We start from the raw sequence: 14,998 nt of genomic DNA, 5'->3' as shown, positions 1-14,998 counted from the left end.
GCGCCGGAACCCGCCGTGAACGATCGGCACGGGTGTATATTCCTGCGGTTACGCGGTTATAGCATTCCAAACCCGGCGAGGCCCCTTGTTCGGAATCATTCGCCCGTGCAGCACGCACTCCTGTCCTTCGCTGCACGAGGCGTGGCGGGCACACCTCTGCGGGCTGTGCCTCACCTTGCGGGATGGCCAGAGTCACGCGGCCCGGCTGGCCACCAACTACGACACGCTGATCATCTCGGTGCTCGCCGAGGCGCAGCTTCCTTCGGCCTCGCCGCATCGGACCGCCGGTCCGTGCGCGCTGCGGGGATTCCGTACGGCTGACGTGGTGGACGCGCGAGCGCGGGGCGCCCGGCTCGCCGCCGGGGTTTCGCTGGTGCTGGCCGCGAGCCGGATGCGCGACCAGGTGGCCGACGGAGACGTCGCCGCCGCCACGGTCGCGGCGCGTACGAGACTGGCGGCCCGGTGGCAGAAGGGCGGCGCCCGGCTGGCCGCCGGGGTCGGGTTCGACGTCGGCGTGCTGACCTCGACCGTGGACCGCCAGTTGGAGCTGGAGCGCCAGGCGGGGTCGGCTTTCCCGCTCGACGGGCGGCCGATCGGGCTGCTGGAGCTGACCGCCCCCACCGAGCAGGCCGTCGCGGCGGCGTTCGCCCACACGGCGGTGCTGGCCGAACGGCCGGGCAACGCCGCGGCGCTGGCCGAGGCGGGCGGTTTCTTCGGCCGCATCGCCCACCTGCTGGACGCGGTCGCCGACCAGGACGAGGACGACGCCCGGGGCGCGTTCAACCCGCTGACCGCCACCGGCACCGGTCGCGCCGAGGCGCGGCGGCTGTGCGACGACGCCGCGCACGGCCTGGCCCTGGCGCTGCGCGAGGTGGGCCTGGCCGACCGGCACCTGGTGGACGTGCTGCTCGACACCGAGGTACGGCGGGCGATCGAGCGGACCTTCGGCGACCATGCCGCGACGGCCTCCTACGAGCAGCCGGGCTGGGTGCGCAAGTCATCGGCCGGCGTGGGCACTTTCTTCACCTGCGGTCTGTGGCGGCCGCGGTGGAGCAAGCGCAAGGGCCGCCCCTGCGAGGAGCGCTGCTACCTGCGCGACGGCAGCTGCTGCGAGTGTTGCACCTGCTGTAACTGCTGCACCTGCTGCGAGTGACCGCCGTAGGCACGCCGCTTAACCGAAGCGGCGTGACCCCGCCACGGTCGTCCGCGTGATTTCCAGCCGACGGGCAGGGCGGTCACATGCAGCGGAGATCCCAGAGTGAGCCGTGGTCGCGGTCCTGGATCTCGACGATGACCGGAATCCTCCCGGACGCGTCGGAAGAGGACGGCGATTGGGGAGTCGTCCACACCCTGATCTCAAGGATTCCGCTCCCTCCGTCGTTCGGCGCGATGTTCGCCGTCTCGTAGTACCGGGCGATCTCCTCTACCGACAACTCGGTGTTCAGGTCGAAACGGAGCCGGTAGGTGCACATGTCCTTCATGCCGTACGCCGCCACCGAGCCGTGGAAATCCGCCGAGTCGATTCCTGTCTCCGGGGGCAGGGGATAACTCAGGAATCGGTCGGCGAGTTCGTCCATCTGACGATTGTGAATCCACTCCGGCATCTTGCCGACGCCGAAGAGCAGGGGGAGGAAAAGCACGACCGCTGCCGCCACGCGTACCCGTCGCCGCCTTCCGTTCCCCCCTTCCGTCGTTTCAGGGGCTTCGTCCGGTGGAGCGATAGACACGGGGCTGTCCTCCCGAATGCTCTTTTGGCGTGACCCTCATCCTCCCGTTCCTGAACATCCTCGGGAAGGCTCTCGCGCCGGTCCGTTCCGGGTGAATGAGAAAAGGGCGGGGGCTAGCCTCGGGGGAATTCCGAGCAGTGGAACGACTCGGGCCGGCCGATCTTCCCGCGCCGGAAGACGACGGTGACCGCGTCAAGGTCGATGTTCTCGCGCGCGGCGACGGCGCCCGCGGCGGTGCAGGTGAGCTGCCCCATCGACAGGTCGGTGGAGAGGAGTTCCGGCCGTGGCGTCGGATACGGCGGCTTGGGCGACGGGAGCGTGATCACGACCCTCGCGCGGCCCGCGCTGGCCTTCAGCGGCCCCTGTACATCGGCGATCAGGTCGGTGCGCAGCCCTCGTTTGCGCTCGTCGGCGCTCGGCCCGTCGAGCAGCAGGTCGAGGGTCTCCTTCAGTGTTAGCGACGGGATGGGGCGGGTCACGGCCCGGAGCCGCGCGCCCGCCACGAAGTACAGCCGGACGCTCGGGCGGAACCCCACCGCGGGCTCGCCTCCGTCCCTGACGCCGGTCGGGGCGATGCCGCAGCCGGCCGCCGCCATCGACGACACGACGACCACCGCGAGGGCCGCCGCCGCGCGGCGGGTACGGAAGATCACCGTTCGCCCCTCCCGATCGGTGAGGCGTCGCCGGGGTCGCTCTGGGGCGGCCGCGGGTGGCGGGGCAGCGTGAGGGTGAACACGGCTCCTCCTTCCGGCGGGTTGGCCACCTCGATCGTGCCGCCGTGCAGGCGGGCGTTCTCGCGGGCGATGGCGAGCCCGAGGCCGCTTCCGTCCGACCTGGTCCGCGCCTCGTCGGCCTTGGAGAAACGGTCGAAGACGTGCGGAAGGATGCGCGGGTCCACCCCGTCGCCCGCGTCCCGCACCTCGATGACGACGGTCTCGCCCTCGGCGCGGAGCCGTACGGTGACCGGGGGCGCGCCGTGGCGGAGGGCGTTGCCCACGAGGTTCGCCATGATCACATCGAACCGGCGCGGATCCAGCCGGATCCGTACACCCGCGGGCAGATCGAGGCCCACCTGTCCGGTCCAGCCGCGGGTCCGCAGGCAGGCGCGGATCGCGTCCGCCGTGTCGACGTCGTCCAGGACCAGCTTCGCCGCGCCGGCGTCGAACCGGGAGATCTCCATGAGGTCCTCGACGAGCCGGACCAGCCTGCCGACTTCGAGGTTCATCAGGCGGGCCGCCTGCTCCAGGTCGCCCTCCAGGTGGCCGGCCTCCTCCTCGAACACGTCGGCCATCGCGAGGATGGACGCCAGCGGGGTGCGCAGCTCGTGCGACACGTCGGCGACGAACCGGCGGGCCTGGACCTCCATGGTCCGCAGTTCCGAGACGTTCGCCTCCAGGGCGGCGGCCGTGGCGTTGAACGTTTTGACCAGCCGCGCCAGCTCGTCGCCGCCGGTCGCCTTCAGGCGCGTGTCCAGTTCGCCGGCGCCGAGCCTGCGCGCCGCCCGGTCGAGGTCGCGGACCGGGCGCAGGACCCCGCGCGCCGCCACCAGGGCGAGCGCCACGGCGAGCAGCGCGACAGGGATCGCCCCGTTCCTCGCGGCCGTGACCAGGAGCTCCTCCTCTCTCTGTTCCTTGGCGAGGGAGACCACGAGGTACACCTCGACGCCCGACGAGGTGGCCTGCTTGCCGAGCATCACCGGCGTGCCGACCACCAGGTACGGCGTGCCGGACCTGACGACGCGCTGGTAGAAGAGACGGTCGCGGTCGAGGACGGTCCGGCGCAGCTCGGACGTGATCGCGCCCGTGTCGTCGCCCGAGGCGACCAGTCCCCCGCCCCGGTAGGCGGCGGCCCCGGTCGCCTCCAGGAACGAGGGCGCGACGCCGTTGGCCAGCCGTTGTAGCGCCGGCCGGTCCGGCGGGTGCTGCATGTTCTCGGTGAGCGTCGCGACACGCAGCCGGAACTCGTTGACGAGCGACCATTCCGTACGGGCCAGCATGAGGTCGCGCGCCTGGCGATACACCAGCCCGGCGGCGGTCACGGCGCTGAGCACCGCGAGGAGCACGCAGACGATCATCAGCCGGGGGCGCAGCCCGCGCACCCAGACGGGGAGCCGGCCGTTCCCGCGATCTCGCCTCACAGGGGGCCGAACCGGTATCCGAACCCGCGCACCGTCTGGATGTACCGGGGCTTGGAGGGGACGTCCTCGATCTTCGCGCGCAGCCGCTGCACGCACGCGTCCACCAGCCGGGAGTCGCCGAGGAAGTCGAGTTCCCAGACCGACTCCAGAAGTTGCTGGCGGCTGAACACCTGGTTGTAGGCCGCCGACAGCTCCAGCAGCAGCCGCAGCTCCGTCGGAGGCAGAGCGATCGGGACCCCGGCCCTGAACACGGTGAGGGCGCCCCGGTCGATGGTCAGGTCACCGTGGGTCTCCGGCCCGGCCGAGGCGGCGGCCTCCGCCGCGGCGGGCCCTCCGCGCCGCAGCACCGCGCGGATCCGCGCCTCCAGCACGCGCGGCCGGACCGGCTTCACCACGTAGTCGTCGGCGCCCGCCTCCAGGCCGCTGACCACGTCGAGGTCGTCGCCGCGGGCGGTGAGCATGACGATCGGCGTGGAACCCCCGGCGCGGATGCGGCGGCACACCTCGAATCCGTCGAGCCCGGGAAGCATGAGATCGAGCACCACGATGTCGGCGGGGGCGGCGGACAGGCGGCGAAGTCCTTCCTCGCCGGTCCGCGCGGCCTCGACGTCGTGCCCGTTCCGGCCCAACGACAGACGCAGGCTCTCCCGTACGGAGTGGTCGTCCTCGATCAGCATTACCCGGGCCACTCGTCAAGTATCCGGTACGCCGGTTCTTCTCCCTGCGAATGCCGACATCCATTACATGCTCATGACATTCCGGTCATGGTCGGCGGACATTCCCCTGCCAGCATCGACGTCGTTCCTGATCAACGACCGGCGCGCGCTGCGGGGATCCTCCCGCCACGCCGCCGCGCAAGGAGGACACATGCGATTCATCCGTACCGCGCTGGCCGCCTCGGCGCTCGGCATCGCCGTACTGGCCGCGCCCATGGCTTCCACCGCCATGGCGGACGCCCAGCCGGCGGCCGCCAAGCCCTCGCTCTTCCCCTCGCCCGTGCCGTCGGCCGCGCCGGAGTCCCCGGGCGAGAAGAAGGCCGCCCCGACTCCGCGCCCTCGGGTCGTGCCGCGCGGCGCCCCGGAGACCGGCGGCGGCCCCTCGGACACCGCGAGCGTGCTGGTTCCGACGGGCGCCGCACTTCTCGCCGCGGGGGCCGGGATGGGCGTGCTGGCGCTGCGCCGCAGGTCGCGTGCCGGTGCCTGATTCAGCGCCTGACATGCCGGGCGCGAGGACGGACGGCGGTCGTCGCGCCCTGGGCGTGGCGGCCGCCGCCGTCGTTGTGACCGGCGCCGTGTTCGTGGGCTGCGGGGTTCTCCCGGCGGACACCCCTCCGGCCCCGCCGCCCGTGACCGCGGCGACCGCGGCGACCGCCGAGGGAACGGCCGCCGCGGCGGAGCGGATCTCCTCCACCGCGGCGCCCGCGCTCCGGCCGTCCGAGCCGCGCCGCCTGGACATCGCGAAGATCGGCGTCCACGTGGCGCTCGGCCGGCTCGGGCTCAACCCCGACGGCACCGTGCAGATCCCGCCGGTGGACCACCCCGAGGAGGCCGGCTGGTACGCGCACGGGGCGACCCCGGGCGAGCGCGGGGCGGCGGTCATCCTCGGCCACGTCGACGGCGCGGGCCGCAAGGGCGTCTTCTACGACCTCGGCCGCATGCGGACCGGGGACACCGTCGAGGTCGGCCGCGCCGACGGCTCGGTGGCCACCTTCGTGGTCGAGTCGGTGGAGTTGGTGCCGAAGAGCCGGTTCCCCACCCGCCGCGTGTACGGCCCGCTGGACCACGCGGGCCTGCGCCTGGTGACCTGCGGCGGCGTGTTCGACCGCCGGCGCGGCCACTACACCGACAACGTCATCCTCTACGCCCGTCTCTCAACTCGGTGACGGGGACAGGACGGCGATCGGGGTTCCGCCCAAACACTCCCAAGCACGCCCAAGATCGACGCCGATCTCGACCGGCGTGCCGCACCCGGTCACCTCTCCACGCCCGTTACGCGCATAGTTCGTCGCACGAATTAAGAGGGTGTCCGCTGTTATCCTGGACGAATGGATAAACCTGATGATGGCCAGATCGGAGTTGTGGCCGCGCTGGTGCGCTCCTCGTTCTTGGTGAATGCCGTGTACGCCGAATCGGGGCGGGAGCACGGACTGACTCCGCAGCAGGGGCAGTTGCTGTGCGTGCTGATGGCGCGGCCGCATGGCATGAGTGAGCTGGGGGCGATGCTGAAGCTGGCCAAGTCGAGCCTCACCGGCCTGGTGGACCGCACCGAGCGCAACGGCCTGGTTCGGCGCGAACCGGATCCGCATGACGCGCGCGCGGTGCAGGTCGCGCTTACCGCGCAGGGCAGCAAGGTAGCGAGGGAGTTCTACACCGAGACGTGCCGGCGGATCGAGGAGTTGCCGGGGAGTCTCAGCCCGGCCGACCGCGGCACGCTCGCCGACCTGCTGGGCCGCGTCGTGCTGGACAACGAGGTTCCCGTGGTCTTCCTGGAGCCGGACGAGGGGGGTCCCGCCGCTCGCGAGCACTGACGCGCGACATCGCGTTCCCGAGAAGAGTTGTGGTTCGTGCAACGAACTAATATGGTTCGTGGCACGAACCCAAACGGTTCGTGGCACGAACTCTACTTTCTCTGAGGAGCGCGAAATCATGAGTCGCACAGCCGGGGAGATCAAGGAGGTCTGGCCGGACAAGCACGTGACCATCGTCGACCCGGCCGAGAAGCTGCTCTCCGGCTTCCAGCCGGAGGTGGTCGAGGATCTGCACGGCCAGCTCGACGCCCGGGGCATCGAGGTGCGCCCGGGCACCAGCCTGGCGGCGCTGCCGAGCACCGAACCCGGCCAGGCCGACGCGTTCACCGTCACCACCACCGACGGCGAGGAGATCACCGCCGACATCTGGTTCCGCGCCTACGGGGTGAGCACCAACAGCGGCTACCTCGCCGACGGCAGGCTCACGACTCTCAACTCGCGGGGCCAGGTGCCCGTGACCGAGTTCCTCAACGTCGAGGGGTACGACCACGTCTACGCGGTCGGCGACATCACCGACGTCGCGGAGGCCAAGATGGCCGGCTACGCGATGCAGCACGCCGAGGTGGTCGCCAAGAACATCACCGCCCAGCTGAACGGTGAGCCGCCCACGGCCACCTACCAGCCCCTGCCCTACCCCATGATCCTGCTCCCGCTCGGCCCGAACGGCGGTGTCGGACAGCTGCCCTCTCCCGAGGGCCCGTTCGTCGCCCCGGCGTCGATGGTCTCCGAGTTCAAGGGCGCTGACCTGTTCACCGGCCGTTTCATCGGACAGTTCGGCCCCACCGCCTGAAGAGCTCGCCTGACGAGCCCGCCGAAGGCCGACACACCGGCTACAGCGGGACTAACTGGCACCGTGGCCCATCTAACGAAAGGCAGAGCATTGTCTGTACAGAAAGTCGTCTTCGGATTCGGGGCGCACAGCAGGATCGACGACGGGCCGGAGCTGCTGCGCATGGTCGAACAGGCCGACCGTGACGGGCTCGACCTCTTCTCGCAGTCGGACCATCCCTACATTGGCGGGCGGCTGGACGCCTACGCCTCCATTGGATTCATCCTTGGACGCACGCGGCAGATCTCGGGCTTCGCCAACGTGACCAACCTGCCGACCCGGCCCGCTCCGATGTTGGCGCGGATGGTGACGTCGCTGTCGGCGCTGTCCGGCGGTCGCGTCGTGCTGGGCATGGGCGCGGGCGGGTTGTGGGATCGGATCTCCGACATGGGAGTGCCACGGCTGTCGCCGGCCGATGCCGTGGACGCCTTCGAAGAAGCGATCACCCTGGTCAAGAAGCTGTCGGGTGGCGGACCACCGGTCACCTACCAGGGCCGCCACTACCAGGTTGACCAGATCGAGCCCGCTCCCGTGGCCGCGCCCCCCGTGTGGACCGGATCGGTCGGCCCGAAATCCCTGGCCGCCGCCGGCCGGGTGGCCGACGGCTGGATCCCCGGCCACGCGGCGGATTGGCTCAGCGACCGATACCGGACCTCGCGACCGATCATCGACCGGGCGGCGGAGGCCGTGGGCCGCGATCCGCACGAGATCCGCACAGTCTTCAATTTCCCCGGGCGCATCACCGACCGGTCGCTGTCCGCCACCCGCAACCGCGAAGGCCGCTGGATCGGCGGTTCGGTGGACCAGTGGATCGAGGAACTGACCGGGGCCGTACTGGAGCATCGCGCGTCCGGGTTCACGCTCTTCTCACCCGAAGGCGGGACTCCGGACCTCGTCTCCCTCAGCCGCTGGGCCACAGAGATCGTCCCGGCCGTACGCGAAGCGATCGCGAAGGAAAACGGCTAGGCGGCGGATCACGGCGGGGTCCTTCAGGCGAGCCGCCAGGCGAGCAGCCCCTCGGGCGCCTCGGTCTGCACGAACCCGGCGCCGACCAGCTCGCCTTCGAGCGTCTCCCACACCGGACGGTAGGAGTGGCCGACGATCTCCTCCTCGCTGATCAGCCTGCCGTCCTGGGTGATCTGGTAGAGGTAGCGGGCCTTACACGCCTCCCCCTCCGGCCCGTCCGACTCGAGGATCTCGGAGAAGACCGTGTAGGTGTGCCGGCCGACCTGACGCGACGCCAGCTCCTTGAGGGGGCGCTCCGACGGGGCGCCGCCGTCGCGCCAGGTGAAGACCAGCAGCCCGCCGGGTTCCAGCCGGTCCGCCAGCACCGGCCAGAGCCGCTTGCGGTAGTCCGGCTCCAGGGCGTACATCACGTTGATCATCACCATGGCCTCGACCGGCTCGTCCAGGGCCACGCTCAGCGCGTCGCAGGGGAGCACGGTCACCCGGTCGAACAGCTCCGGGCGCGCGCACAGCCGGGACAGCAGCACCGCGCGCATGCCGGTCGAGGGCTCCAGCGCGAAGATCTCGGCGGGCGTCCAGTCGGCCAGCGACGTGGTGATCAGGCCGGTCCCCGCGCCGATCTCCAGGATGCTGCGCCGTACGTCCGTGAGGAGCGGGGGGAGCTTCTCCTGAATCTCCGGCACATGCCCTTTTTCATGGAAAAGGTCATAGAAGGGGAGGGAGATGAAGTCGGTCACGGCGGGCCACGCTACTCCAAACCGGGGGCGGCCGACCGGCTTTCCGTACTCGGCCTTCGGCGTCGCCGCGGCCCCTGACTCATGCTCGGCGGGACGCCGGGGCACACAATGAAATGTGGCCCGATGGGTGCTGCACGTCGACCTCGACCAGTTCGTCGCCGCCGTCGAGTTGCTGCGCCGTCCCGAGCTGCGCGGCCGTCCGGTGGTCGTCGGAGGGGACGGGGACCCGACCAAGCGCGGCGTGGTGAGCACGGCCTCGTACGAGGCGCGTCCGTACGGCGTGCACTCCGGCCTCCCGCTGCGCACGGCGGCGCGGCGATGCCCGGACGCGGTGTTCCTGCCCGTGGACCGGGAGGCGTACGAGGCGGCGTCGGCCCAGGTGATGGCGACGCTGCGGGAGTTCGAGGCCGTGGTCGAGGTGGTCGGCTGGGACGAGGCGTTCCTCGGCGTCGTCGACGACGATCCCGAGGAGACCGCCCGGCTGATTCAGCGGCGGGTACGGGAGTCCACGGACCTCGACTGCACGGTCGGCATCGGGCGGAACAAGCTGCAGGCCAAACTGGCGACCGGCTTCGGCAAGCCCGCGGGCGTCTTCCGGCTGACCGGCGAGACATGGTTCGACGTGCTCGGCGACCGGCCGACGGACGCCCTGTGGGGAGTGGGGCCGAAGACCGCCCGGCGGCTCGCCGCCCTGGGGATCGGCACCGTGTCCGAGCTGGCGGGCACCGATCCGCGCGTCCTCGCCGAACGGTTCGGCCCCACGATCGGGCCGTGGCTGGTCCGGCTCGCGCGCGGCCAGGACACGTCGCCGGTGGTCGGCACGCCGTACGTGCCGCGTTCGCGCAGCCGTGAGACCACCTTCCAGCACGACCTCGACGATTGGGACGAGGTGCGGCACGAGGTGGTACGGCTGGCCCGGCGGGTGGCCGGCGACGTGGCCGCCGAGCGACGACCCGCCGTCCGCGTCGTGGTCAAGGTGCGCTACGCGCCGTTCGTCACCCACACCCACGGCCACGCCCTGGAGACGCCGACCGCCGAGCCGGCGGCGATCGAGGAGGCGGCGATCGCCGCGCTCGACCGCTTCGCCGAACGGCGGCCGGTGCGGCTGCTGGGCGTCAGAGCCGAGCTCCCCGAGTAGTGAGGTGCCCACTGCCGTCGCCCACGGGAAGCCGGCCCGCCCCTAGTCCTCCCGATCAGGTAGCCGACGGGTCTCAGATCCCCCATCATTACAGTTCGCGATCAATCAATCGCTAACGGTGACGACAAAGGGGGGCATGCTGTGGTGGCCGAGCGGGAGGTCCCGGCGGAGTGGATGGCGAGCTGGCCCGGACCGGGCGAGCCGGTCGATGCGCCGGTGCAGGACCGGCCGCACCTCGACTGCGGGACGGAGTCGTGGCGGTTCGCCGCCGACCTGCGCGACGACGACGGGGAGGAGCTCCAGCTCCTGGTCACCTTCCTGAGCCACCGGACCACCAGGCCGGACGGCAGCCCGTTGACCTCGTACGGGTGTTCCTGGAGCACCGCGGACGGCGCCACCTACCGCGCCGAGACCTGGCGTGACGTCGGCGCGGTCGAGCTGACCTGTCTGGACGCGTCCAGAAGTTGCGACCCCAGCGTGGCCGAGGCGGTGTGGGAGGCCTGCTCCGGCGGGCAGCCGATCGCCCCCGACCAGGTGTTCCCCGGCCCGGTCCGGCTCGCCGCCGGTGCGCTGCGTCTCGATTTCGGCGGGATCGCCGAGCTGTCCGGAGACGCCGACGGCACCTACCGGATCGTCCTGCGCGGCGACCGGGAGAGCTGGCTCCTGCGGCTGCGCCCCCTCAAGCCCGCCGTGACGGAATCGGTGCGGCTGGGGGCGCCGCTCAGCGTGGACGAGGCGTGCTACACGTACGTCGTGCCCCGTCTGGCGGTCGAGGCGACGCGGAGCCGGCCGGGACGGCGGGACGCAGCGATGTTCGGCGAGGCGATGTACCGGCACGCCTTCGGCGCCGCCGAGCTTCCCCAGGCCGACGCCCACCCGCCGATCGACCACAGCCGGACGTGGGCCGGACTGCACCTGGACAACGGCTGGGAGGTGGTGGCCGTCCACTCCCGGACGGCGGACCTCGTCGGCGGCGTGGCCGACCGGCCCGCGTCGGTGGTGCTCGTGGCGCCGGACGGCACCCGCCACGAGGCTCCGGCGCGGCTCACAGGTTCCGCGTCCTGGGGCTCGATGACGACGCTGAACTTCTATCCCACCGAGTGGCGGATCGAATCACCCCAGGCGGGCCTCTCGCTGCGGGCACGCGCCCGCTTCCCCGAGCAGGAACGGCATGTCGTCTTCGGCCTGGGCTCTCAGCTGGACGGAGGCGCCACGGCGGAGGGCACGCTGCACGGCCGGCCGGTCCGCGGCAGCGGATGGCTGGAGGTGCTGCCGGTTACCCGCATCCGCGACTTCGAACGCCACATGGAGCGGCTGCGCGAGATCACCCACGCCGAGCTTGTCCGCGTATATCCGGACACTCCGGAACCTGCGGCGATCGCGGCGTTGACCGGGATGGACCCGGACGAGGGGTGGCCCGTCGACCTCGTCGCCGACCCGCTGCACCGCTCGCTGGTCGTGCCGGTCCGGCACATGGCCGACGCCATGGGCAAGGGCTGGCGCAGCTACGCCGCGCTCGCCGCGATGGAGATGCTGGGCGTGGACAGCCGGCCGTACCAGGAGCTGACGGCGCTGGTCGAGCTGCTGCACACGGCCAGTCTCATCGTGGACGATGTGGAGGACAGCGCCCCGACCCGCCGGGGACGGCCCGCGGTTCACACCGTGTTCGGCCCGGCAATCGCGATCAACGCGGGGACGCACGCCTACTTCGTCTTCGACCAGGTCGTCCGGAGGCTGCTGCCCGACGACCCGCGACAGCGGCTGCGCCTGTATGAGGCCTACCTGGGCGGACTGCGCCGCAGCCACGCCGGGCAGGCGCTGGACATCATCGGACACCACGACGCCATGGACGCCGCCGTCGCCACGGGGGACGCCGGCACGGTGCTGCAGAGGGTGCGGACCACGCACCGGCTGAAGACCGGCGGAGTGGTGCGCGGAGTGGGAGAGTTCGGGGCGGTCCTGGGCGGCGCGGACGACGAACGGTTCGCCGCGATCAGCGCGTATTACGAGGCCGTGGGGCTCGCCTACCAGATCAACGACGACATCGCGGACCTGCTCGGCCTGCTCGCCTCCCCCGGCGACGCCACCGCCCGGGTCGCCCGGGTCGCCGGCGAGGACATCCGCGAGGCCAAGGTCACCCTGCCCCTGGCCCACGCCGTCGCCCGCCTGCCCCAGCCCCGGCTGCGCGAGGTCTGGGAGGTCGTCCGCGCGGGCGGCGCCGACCCGGTCGCCGCGGTCCGCGTCGCCGAGGCCCTGCGGGACTGCGGCGCCGTCGCGGCGGCGCTCGCCGACGCCCGCCAGGTGATCGACCAGGCGTGGAAGCCGCTGCAGGACCTGCTGCCCCTCAACCGGCACACGGTCATGATCCGCGCCCTCGGCATCTACGCCGCCCAGCGCTACCTCGACGAATGACCGTCCACCGCCTCCCTGTCACGTGACGTCCGAGGGGTCGGGGATGGCGGCGGTCTCGCGGGGCGCGGCGCCGGGGCCGCCGCGTGGCGCGGGCAGCAGCCGCGCCAGCCCGCCGGGCAGCCACCAGTTGCGCGCGCCGAGGATGCGCATCAGGGCCGGGACCAGGGCCAACCTGATCACGGTGGCGTCCAGGGTGATCGCGGTGGCGATGGCCAGGCCGAGCTGGGCCAGCTCATGGCGGTGCGCGGTGAGCAGCGCGCCGAACGTGGTGACCATGACGGCCGCGGCGACGGTGATGGGGCGGGCGGTGTGGCGCAGGCCGTGGACCACGGCATCGGTGTTGTCCCCGCTGACCTGGTAGTGCTCGGCGATGCGGTGGATGAGGAACATCTCGTAGTCGATCGAGAGGCCGAACACCAGCGTGAAGGCCAGCAGCGGGATCAGCGTGTTGACCTGGTGGCCGACGATCTGCGGGAAATGGCGGGTGGCCAGGGTCAGCAGGCCGAACGCCGCGGTGACGGCGAGCAGATTCATCACGACGGCCTTGATCGGCAGCAGGACGCTGCGGAAGGTCACCAGCAGGAAGACCAGCGAGCAGCCGAGCACGAGCGCGATCACCGTGCCGAGCTGGGCGGTGCTCTCCTCGACCAGCTCGGAGAAGATCGCGTTGGGCCCGGTCACCAGGACGCGCTGGCCGGGCGGCAGCAGGGCCGGAGCGTCGTGATCCGTGAGCCGCCGCGCCAGGGCCGTGATCGCCGGATCGTCGATCGGCGTGCGCCCCACGACGAGGATGACCGTCAGGTCGCGGCCGTTGTCCAAGGGGGCCGCCAGAGCGACCCGCGGGTCCGCGCCGAGCGCGGCGACCAGCGCGCCGGTGTCGACCGGCGGCGCTCCCGCCGGGTGGGGCAGCACCACGGCCAGCGCGGACGAGACCCCGTCGGCCTCCATGTACGCCAGCCCGCGCCCGAGATCAGTCTGGGCGATCGAGGCGCGGTCCAGGTCGAAGCCCAGGCGCAGGCCGGCCGCCGGCGCCGCCGCGACCGCGAGCACGCCGACGCAGGCCAGCGTGTACGCGATGGGGTGGCGCATCAGGTGGCGCGCCCACCGGCTCCACCCGCCGGCGCCGTCTCCGTCGCGTTCCGGCCGGCCGGGGTGAACGCGCCGCCGACGCCCGGCGGTGCGCCGTGGACGTGACCGTCTCAGCCGCCCCCGGCGAACCGAGACACAGCCCAGCCACCGGTCGGCGGCCACCAGCGCGGCGGGCAGCAACGTCAGGGCCGCCGTCGCGGCGACCACGGCCGCGATGCCCACCGCCGCCGCCATCGTGCGGATCATCGACATGCGCACCACGAGCAGCGCCGCCGCCGTCAGCGCGACCGCCAGGGCGCACCAGCCCGCCGTCCGCCCCGCGGTGCTCGTGGCGACCCCGGCGGCGTGCACTCGCTCGTGCCCCATGCCACGGGCGCGGCGGTAGCGCAGGAGGATCAGCAGCGCGTAGTCCAGCCCGAGGCCCATCCCGACGGTCGCCGCCACCGCCAGCATGAAAGTGTCCGTCTCGGTGCCGAGCAGGCTCGCCGCCGCGAGCACTCCCAGGGCCGTCACCATGACCGTCAGGGCCGTCGCCAGCACCACCAGGGCGGCGCCGGCCGCCCCCAGGCCGATCAGCAGCGCCAGCAGCGCGACCGGGACCGCCACCAGCTCGGCTCGTTGCAGGTCGGCCAGGTCGGCGTGCTTGGCCTCCGCGAGCATGGCGGTCTCACTCACGATGTGCGCGTCCACGAGAGGGCCGGACGCCTCCTGTACGGCGCGCTGGGCGGCGTCGCGCAGCGGCGGCAGAGCCGCCTGGCGGGCCGCCTGGTCCCCGTTCAGGCCGACGATCGCGTACGCCCGCCGCCGGTCCTGGCCGCGCACCGGAGGCAGCAGCTGCACCCCGCCGACCTGTGGCTGGGCCGACACCGCGCGCACCCCGGCCTGGAGCGCGCGCTGGTATGTCTCGTCGCCGCTCGACAGCGTCGCCGAGGCGAAGATGAGCAGCATCTGCTCGGTGCCCAGCCCGGCGAAGCCGTTCTCCAGAAGGCTCGCCCCCGTCACCGAGGGCGAGCCGTTCACCCGCACGGCGGGCGCGACGGCCCGCTGGAGCAGACCGGGCGCCATCAGGGCCGAGGCGGCCAGCAGCACCAGCCACACGGCCAGCACCGCCCGGTGACGGCGGGCCACCGCCTCCCCCAGCCACCGCCAGACCGTGCGGCGCCCCGATCGGGCGTCCGCGTGCGACGCGGGCGGCGCCCCGCCGGACGACGCCCGGGATGACAGCACCATCAGCCCCTCCAGGAAGGCCAGCGGAAATCACAAAGAGAGATCAAGCAAGCACAGATCGTAGCCATGCCGACCGACGTTTCCACCGCGTCCGCGAACGCCCGCACCACCCAGGTGAGCAAGCCCGGCCATTTCCGTGATCGAAGGCCGGAGGTAGGCTCTGGTCCCGTGAAGTGACGACGCGCCACCCCCGCGCCCCGACGCCGTAC

The 14,998-nt window shown here is 72.1% G+C and carries 14 protein-coding genes; 8 read left to right on the top strand and 6 right to left on the bottom strand.

The genetic code is table 11. The features are described from left to right. The first annotated feature begins 85 nt into the window (after window positions 1-85). On the top strand, window positions 86-1,153 hold the full coding sequence (locus AWQ71_RS42715) for a DUF5685 family protein (RefSeq protein WP_067136105.1): 1,068 nt from the start codon (window positions 86-88) through the stop codon (window positions 1,151-1,153). A gap of 82 nt (window positions 1,154-1,235) precedes the next feature. Here the strand turns inward: AWQ71_RS42715 and AWQ71_RS21930 are convergent, their stop codons facing one another. The 4 genes from AWQ71_RS21930 to AWQ71_RS21915 form a co-directional block, all read right to left on the bottom strand. Further along, window positions 1,236-1,577, bottom strand: coding sequence for a hypothetical protein (locus AWQ71_RS21930; protein ID WP_157570481.1), 342 nt, complete (start codon window positions 1,575-1,577; stop codon window positions 1,236-1,238). A 263-nt stretch (window positions 1,578-1,840) separates the two neighbouring features. Then, window positions 1,841-2,380: a hypothetical protein gene (locus AWQ71_RS21925; protein ID WP_067136101.1), complete on the bottom strand. Its 540-nt coding sequence runs from the start codon at window positions 2,378-2,380 to the stop codon at window positions 1,841-1,843. Next, window positions 2,377-3,864 (bottom strand): ATP-binding protein, encoded by a 1,488-nt coding sequence (locus AWQ71_RS21920; protein ID WP_245658407.1) that lies wholly within the window; start codon window positions 3,862-3,864, stop codon window positions 2,377-2,379. Before AWQ71_RS21920 ends, AWQ71_RS21925 begins: the two co-directional genes overlap by 4 nt. Continuing rightward, complete coding sequence (locus AWQ71_RS21915) at window positions 3,861-4,553, bottom strand: response regulator (RefSeq protein ID WP_174550748.1); 693 nt, start codon at window positions 4,551-4,553, stop codon at window positions 3,861-3,863. The genes AWQ71_RS21920 and AWQ71_RS21915 overlap by 4 nt, the downstream gene beginning before the upstream one ends. 178 nt (window positions 4,554-4,731) lie before the next feature. Between AWQ71_RS21915 and AWQ71_RS21910 the strand changes: the two genes are divergently transcribed. From AWQ71_RS21910 to AWQ71_RS21890, 5 genes are all read left to right on the top strand, one after another. After that, window positions 4,732-5,067, top strand: coding sequence for a hypothetical protein (locus tag AWQ71_RS21910; RefSeq protein WP_067136097.1), 336 nt, complete (start codon window positions 4,732-4,734; stop codon window positions 5,065-5,067). Further along, window positions 5,060-5,746 carry a class F sortase gene (locus AWQ71_RS21905; protein WP_157570480.1) on the top strand — a complete coding sequence of 229 codons (687 nt, stop codon included), beginning with the start codon at window positions 5,060-5,062 and terminating at the stop codon, window positions 5,744-5,746. The genes AWQ71_RS21910 and AWQ71_RS21905 overlap by 8 nt, the downstream gene beginning before the upstream one ends. Window positions 5,747-5,908: 162 nt before the next feature. Next, entirely contained in the window at window positions 5,909-6,391 is a 483-nt protein-coding gene (locus tag AWQ71_RS21900) for a MarR family winged helix-turn-helix transcriptional regulator (protein ID WP_174550747.1), read from the top strand. 118 nt (window positions 6,392-6,509) lie between these two features. After that, on the top strand, window positions 6,510-7,181 hold the full coding sequence (locus AWQ71_RS21895) for an FAD-dependent oxidoreductase (protein WP_218001900.1): 672 nt from the start codon (window positions 6,510-6,512) through the stop codon (window positions 7,179-7,181). A gap of 90 nt (window positions 7,182-7,271) precedes the next feature. Continuing rightward, window positions 7,272-8,186: an LLM class flavin-dependent oxidoreductase gene (locus AWQ71_RS21890; protein WP_067136093.1), complete on the top strand. Its 915-nt coding sequence runs from the start codon at window positions 7,272-7,274 to the stop codon at window positions 8,184-8,186. 23 nt (window positions 8,187-8,209) lie between these two features. Here the strand turns inward: AWQ71_RS21890 and AWQ71_RS21885 are convergent, their stop codons facing one another. Beyond that, complete coding sequence (locus AWQ71_RS21885) at window positions 8,210-8,869, bottom strand: class I SAM-dependent methyltransferase (RefSeq protein WP_245658406.1); 660 nt, start codon at window positions 8,867-8,869, stop codon at window positions 8,210-8,212. A 169-nt stretch (window positions 8,870-9,038) separates the two neighbouring features. Between AWQ71_RS21885 and AWQ71_RS21880 the strand changes: the two genes are divergently transcribed. Continuing rightward, window positions 9,039-10,061 carry a DNA polymerase IV gene (locus AWQ71_RS21880; protein WP_067136090.1) on the top strand — a complete coding sequence of 341 codons (1,023 nt, stop codon included), beginning with the start codon at window positions 9,039-9,041 and terminating at the stop codon, window positions 10,059-10,061. Between the two features lie 144 nt (window positions 10,062-10,205). Then, on the top strand, window positions 10,206-12,473 hold the full coding sequence (locus AWQ71_RS21875; RefSeq protein WP_218001899.1) for a polyprenyl synthetase family protein: 2,268 nt from the start codon (window positions 10,206-10,208) through the stop codon (window positions 12,471-12,473). Window positions 12,474-12,491: 18 nt separating this feature from the next. On the opposite strand, the gene AWQ71_RS21870 is transcribed toward AWQ71_RS21875, so the two are convergent. Continuing rightward, window positions 12,492-14,792, bottom strand: coding sequence for an MMPL family transporter (locus AWQ71_RS21870; RefSeq protein ID WP_067136088.1), 2,301 nt, complete (start codon window positions 14,790-14,792; stop codon window positions 12,492-12,494). Window positions 14,793-14,998 lie beyond the last annotated feature (206 nt).

This window comes from Microtetraspora malaysiensis (assembly GCF_001528665.1).
GTDB classification, from domain to species: domain Bacteria; phylum Actinomycetota; class Actinomycetes; order Streptosporangiales; family Streptosporangiaceae; genus Microtetraspora_A; species Microtetraspora_A malaysiensis.
This window is presented reverse-complemented; position numbering and strand designations above follow the sequence as displayed.

Excerpts from the sequence above, each read along its gene's own strand:
- AWQ71_RS21870 (WP_067136088.1), bottom strand. The coding sequence starts at position 14,792 with ATGGTGCTGTCATCCCGGGCGTCGTCCGGCGGGGCGCCGCCCGCGTCG.
- AWQ71_RS21900 (WP_174550747.1), top strand. The coding sequence starts at position 5,909 with ATGGATAAACCTGATGATGGCCAGATCGGAGTTGTGGCCGCGCTGGTG.
- AWQ71_RS21895 (WP_218001900.1), top strand. The coding sequence starts at position 6,510 with ATGAGTCGCACAGCCGGGGAGATCAAGGAGGTCTGGCCGGACAAGCAC.
- AWQ71_RS21910 (WP_067136097.1), top strand. The coding sequence starts at position 4,732 with ATGCGATTCATCCGTACCGCGCTGGCCGCCTCGGCGCTCGGCATCGCC.
- AWQ71_RS21930 (WP_157570481.1), bottom strand. The coding sequence starts at position 1,577 with ATGGACGAACTCGCCGACCGATTCCTGAGTTATCCCCTGCCCCCGGAG.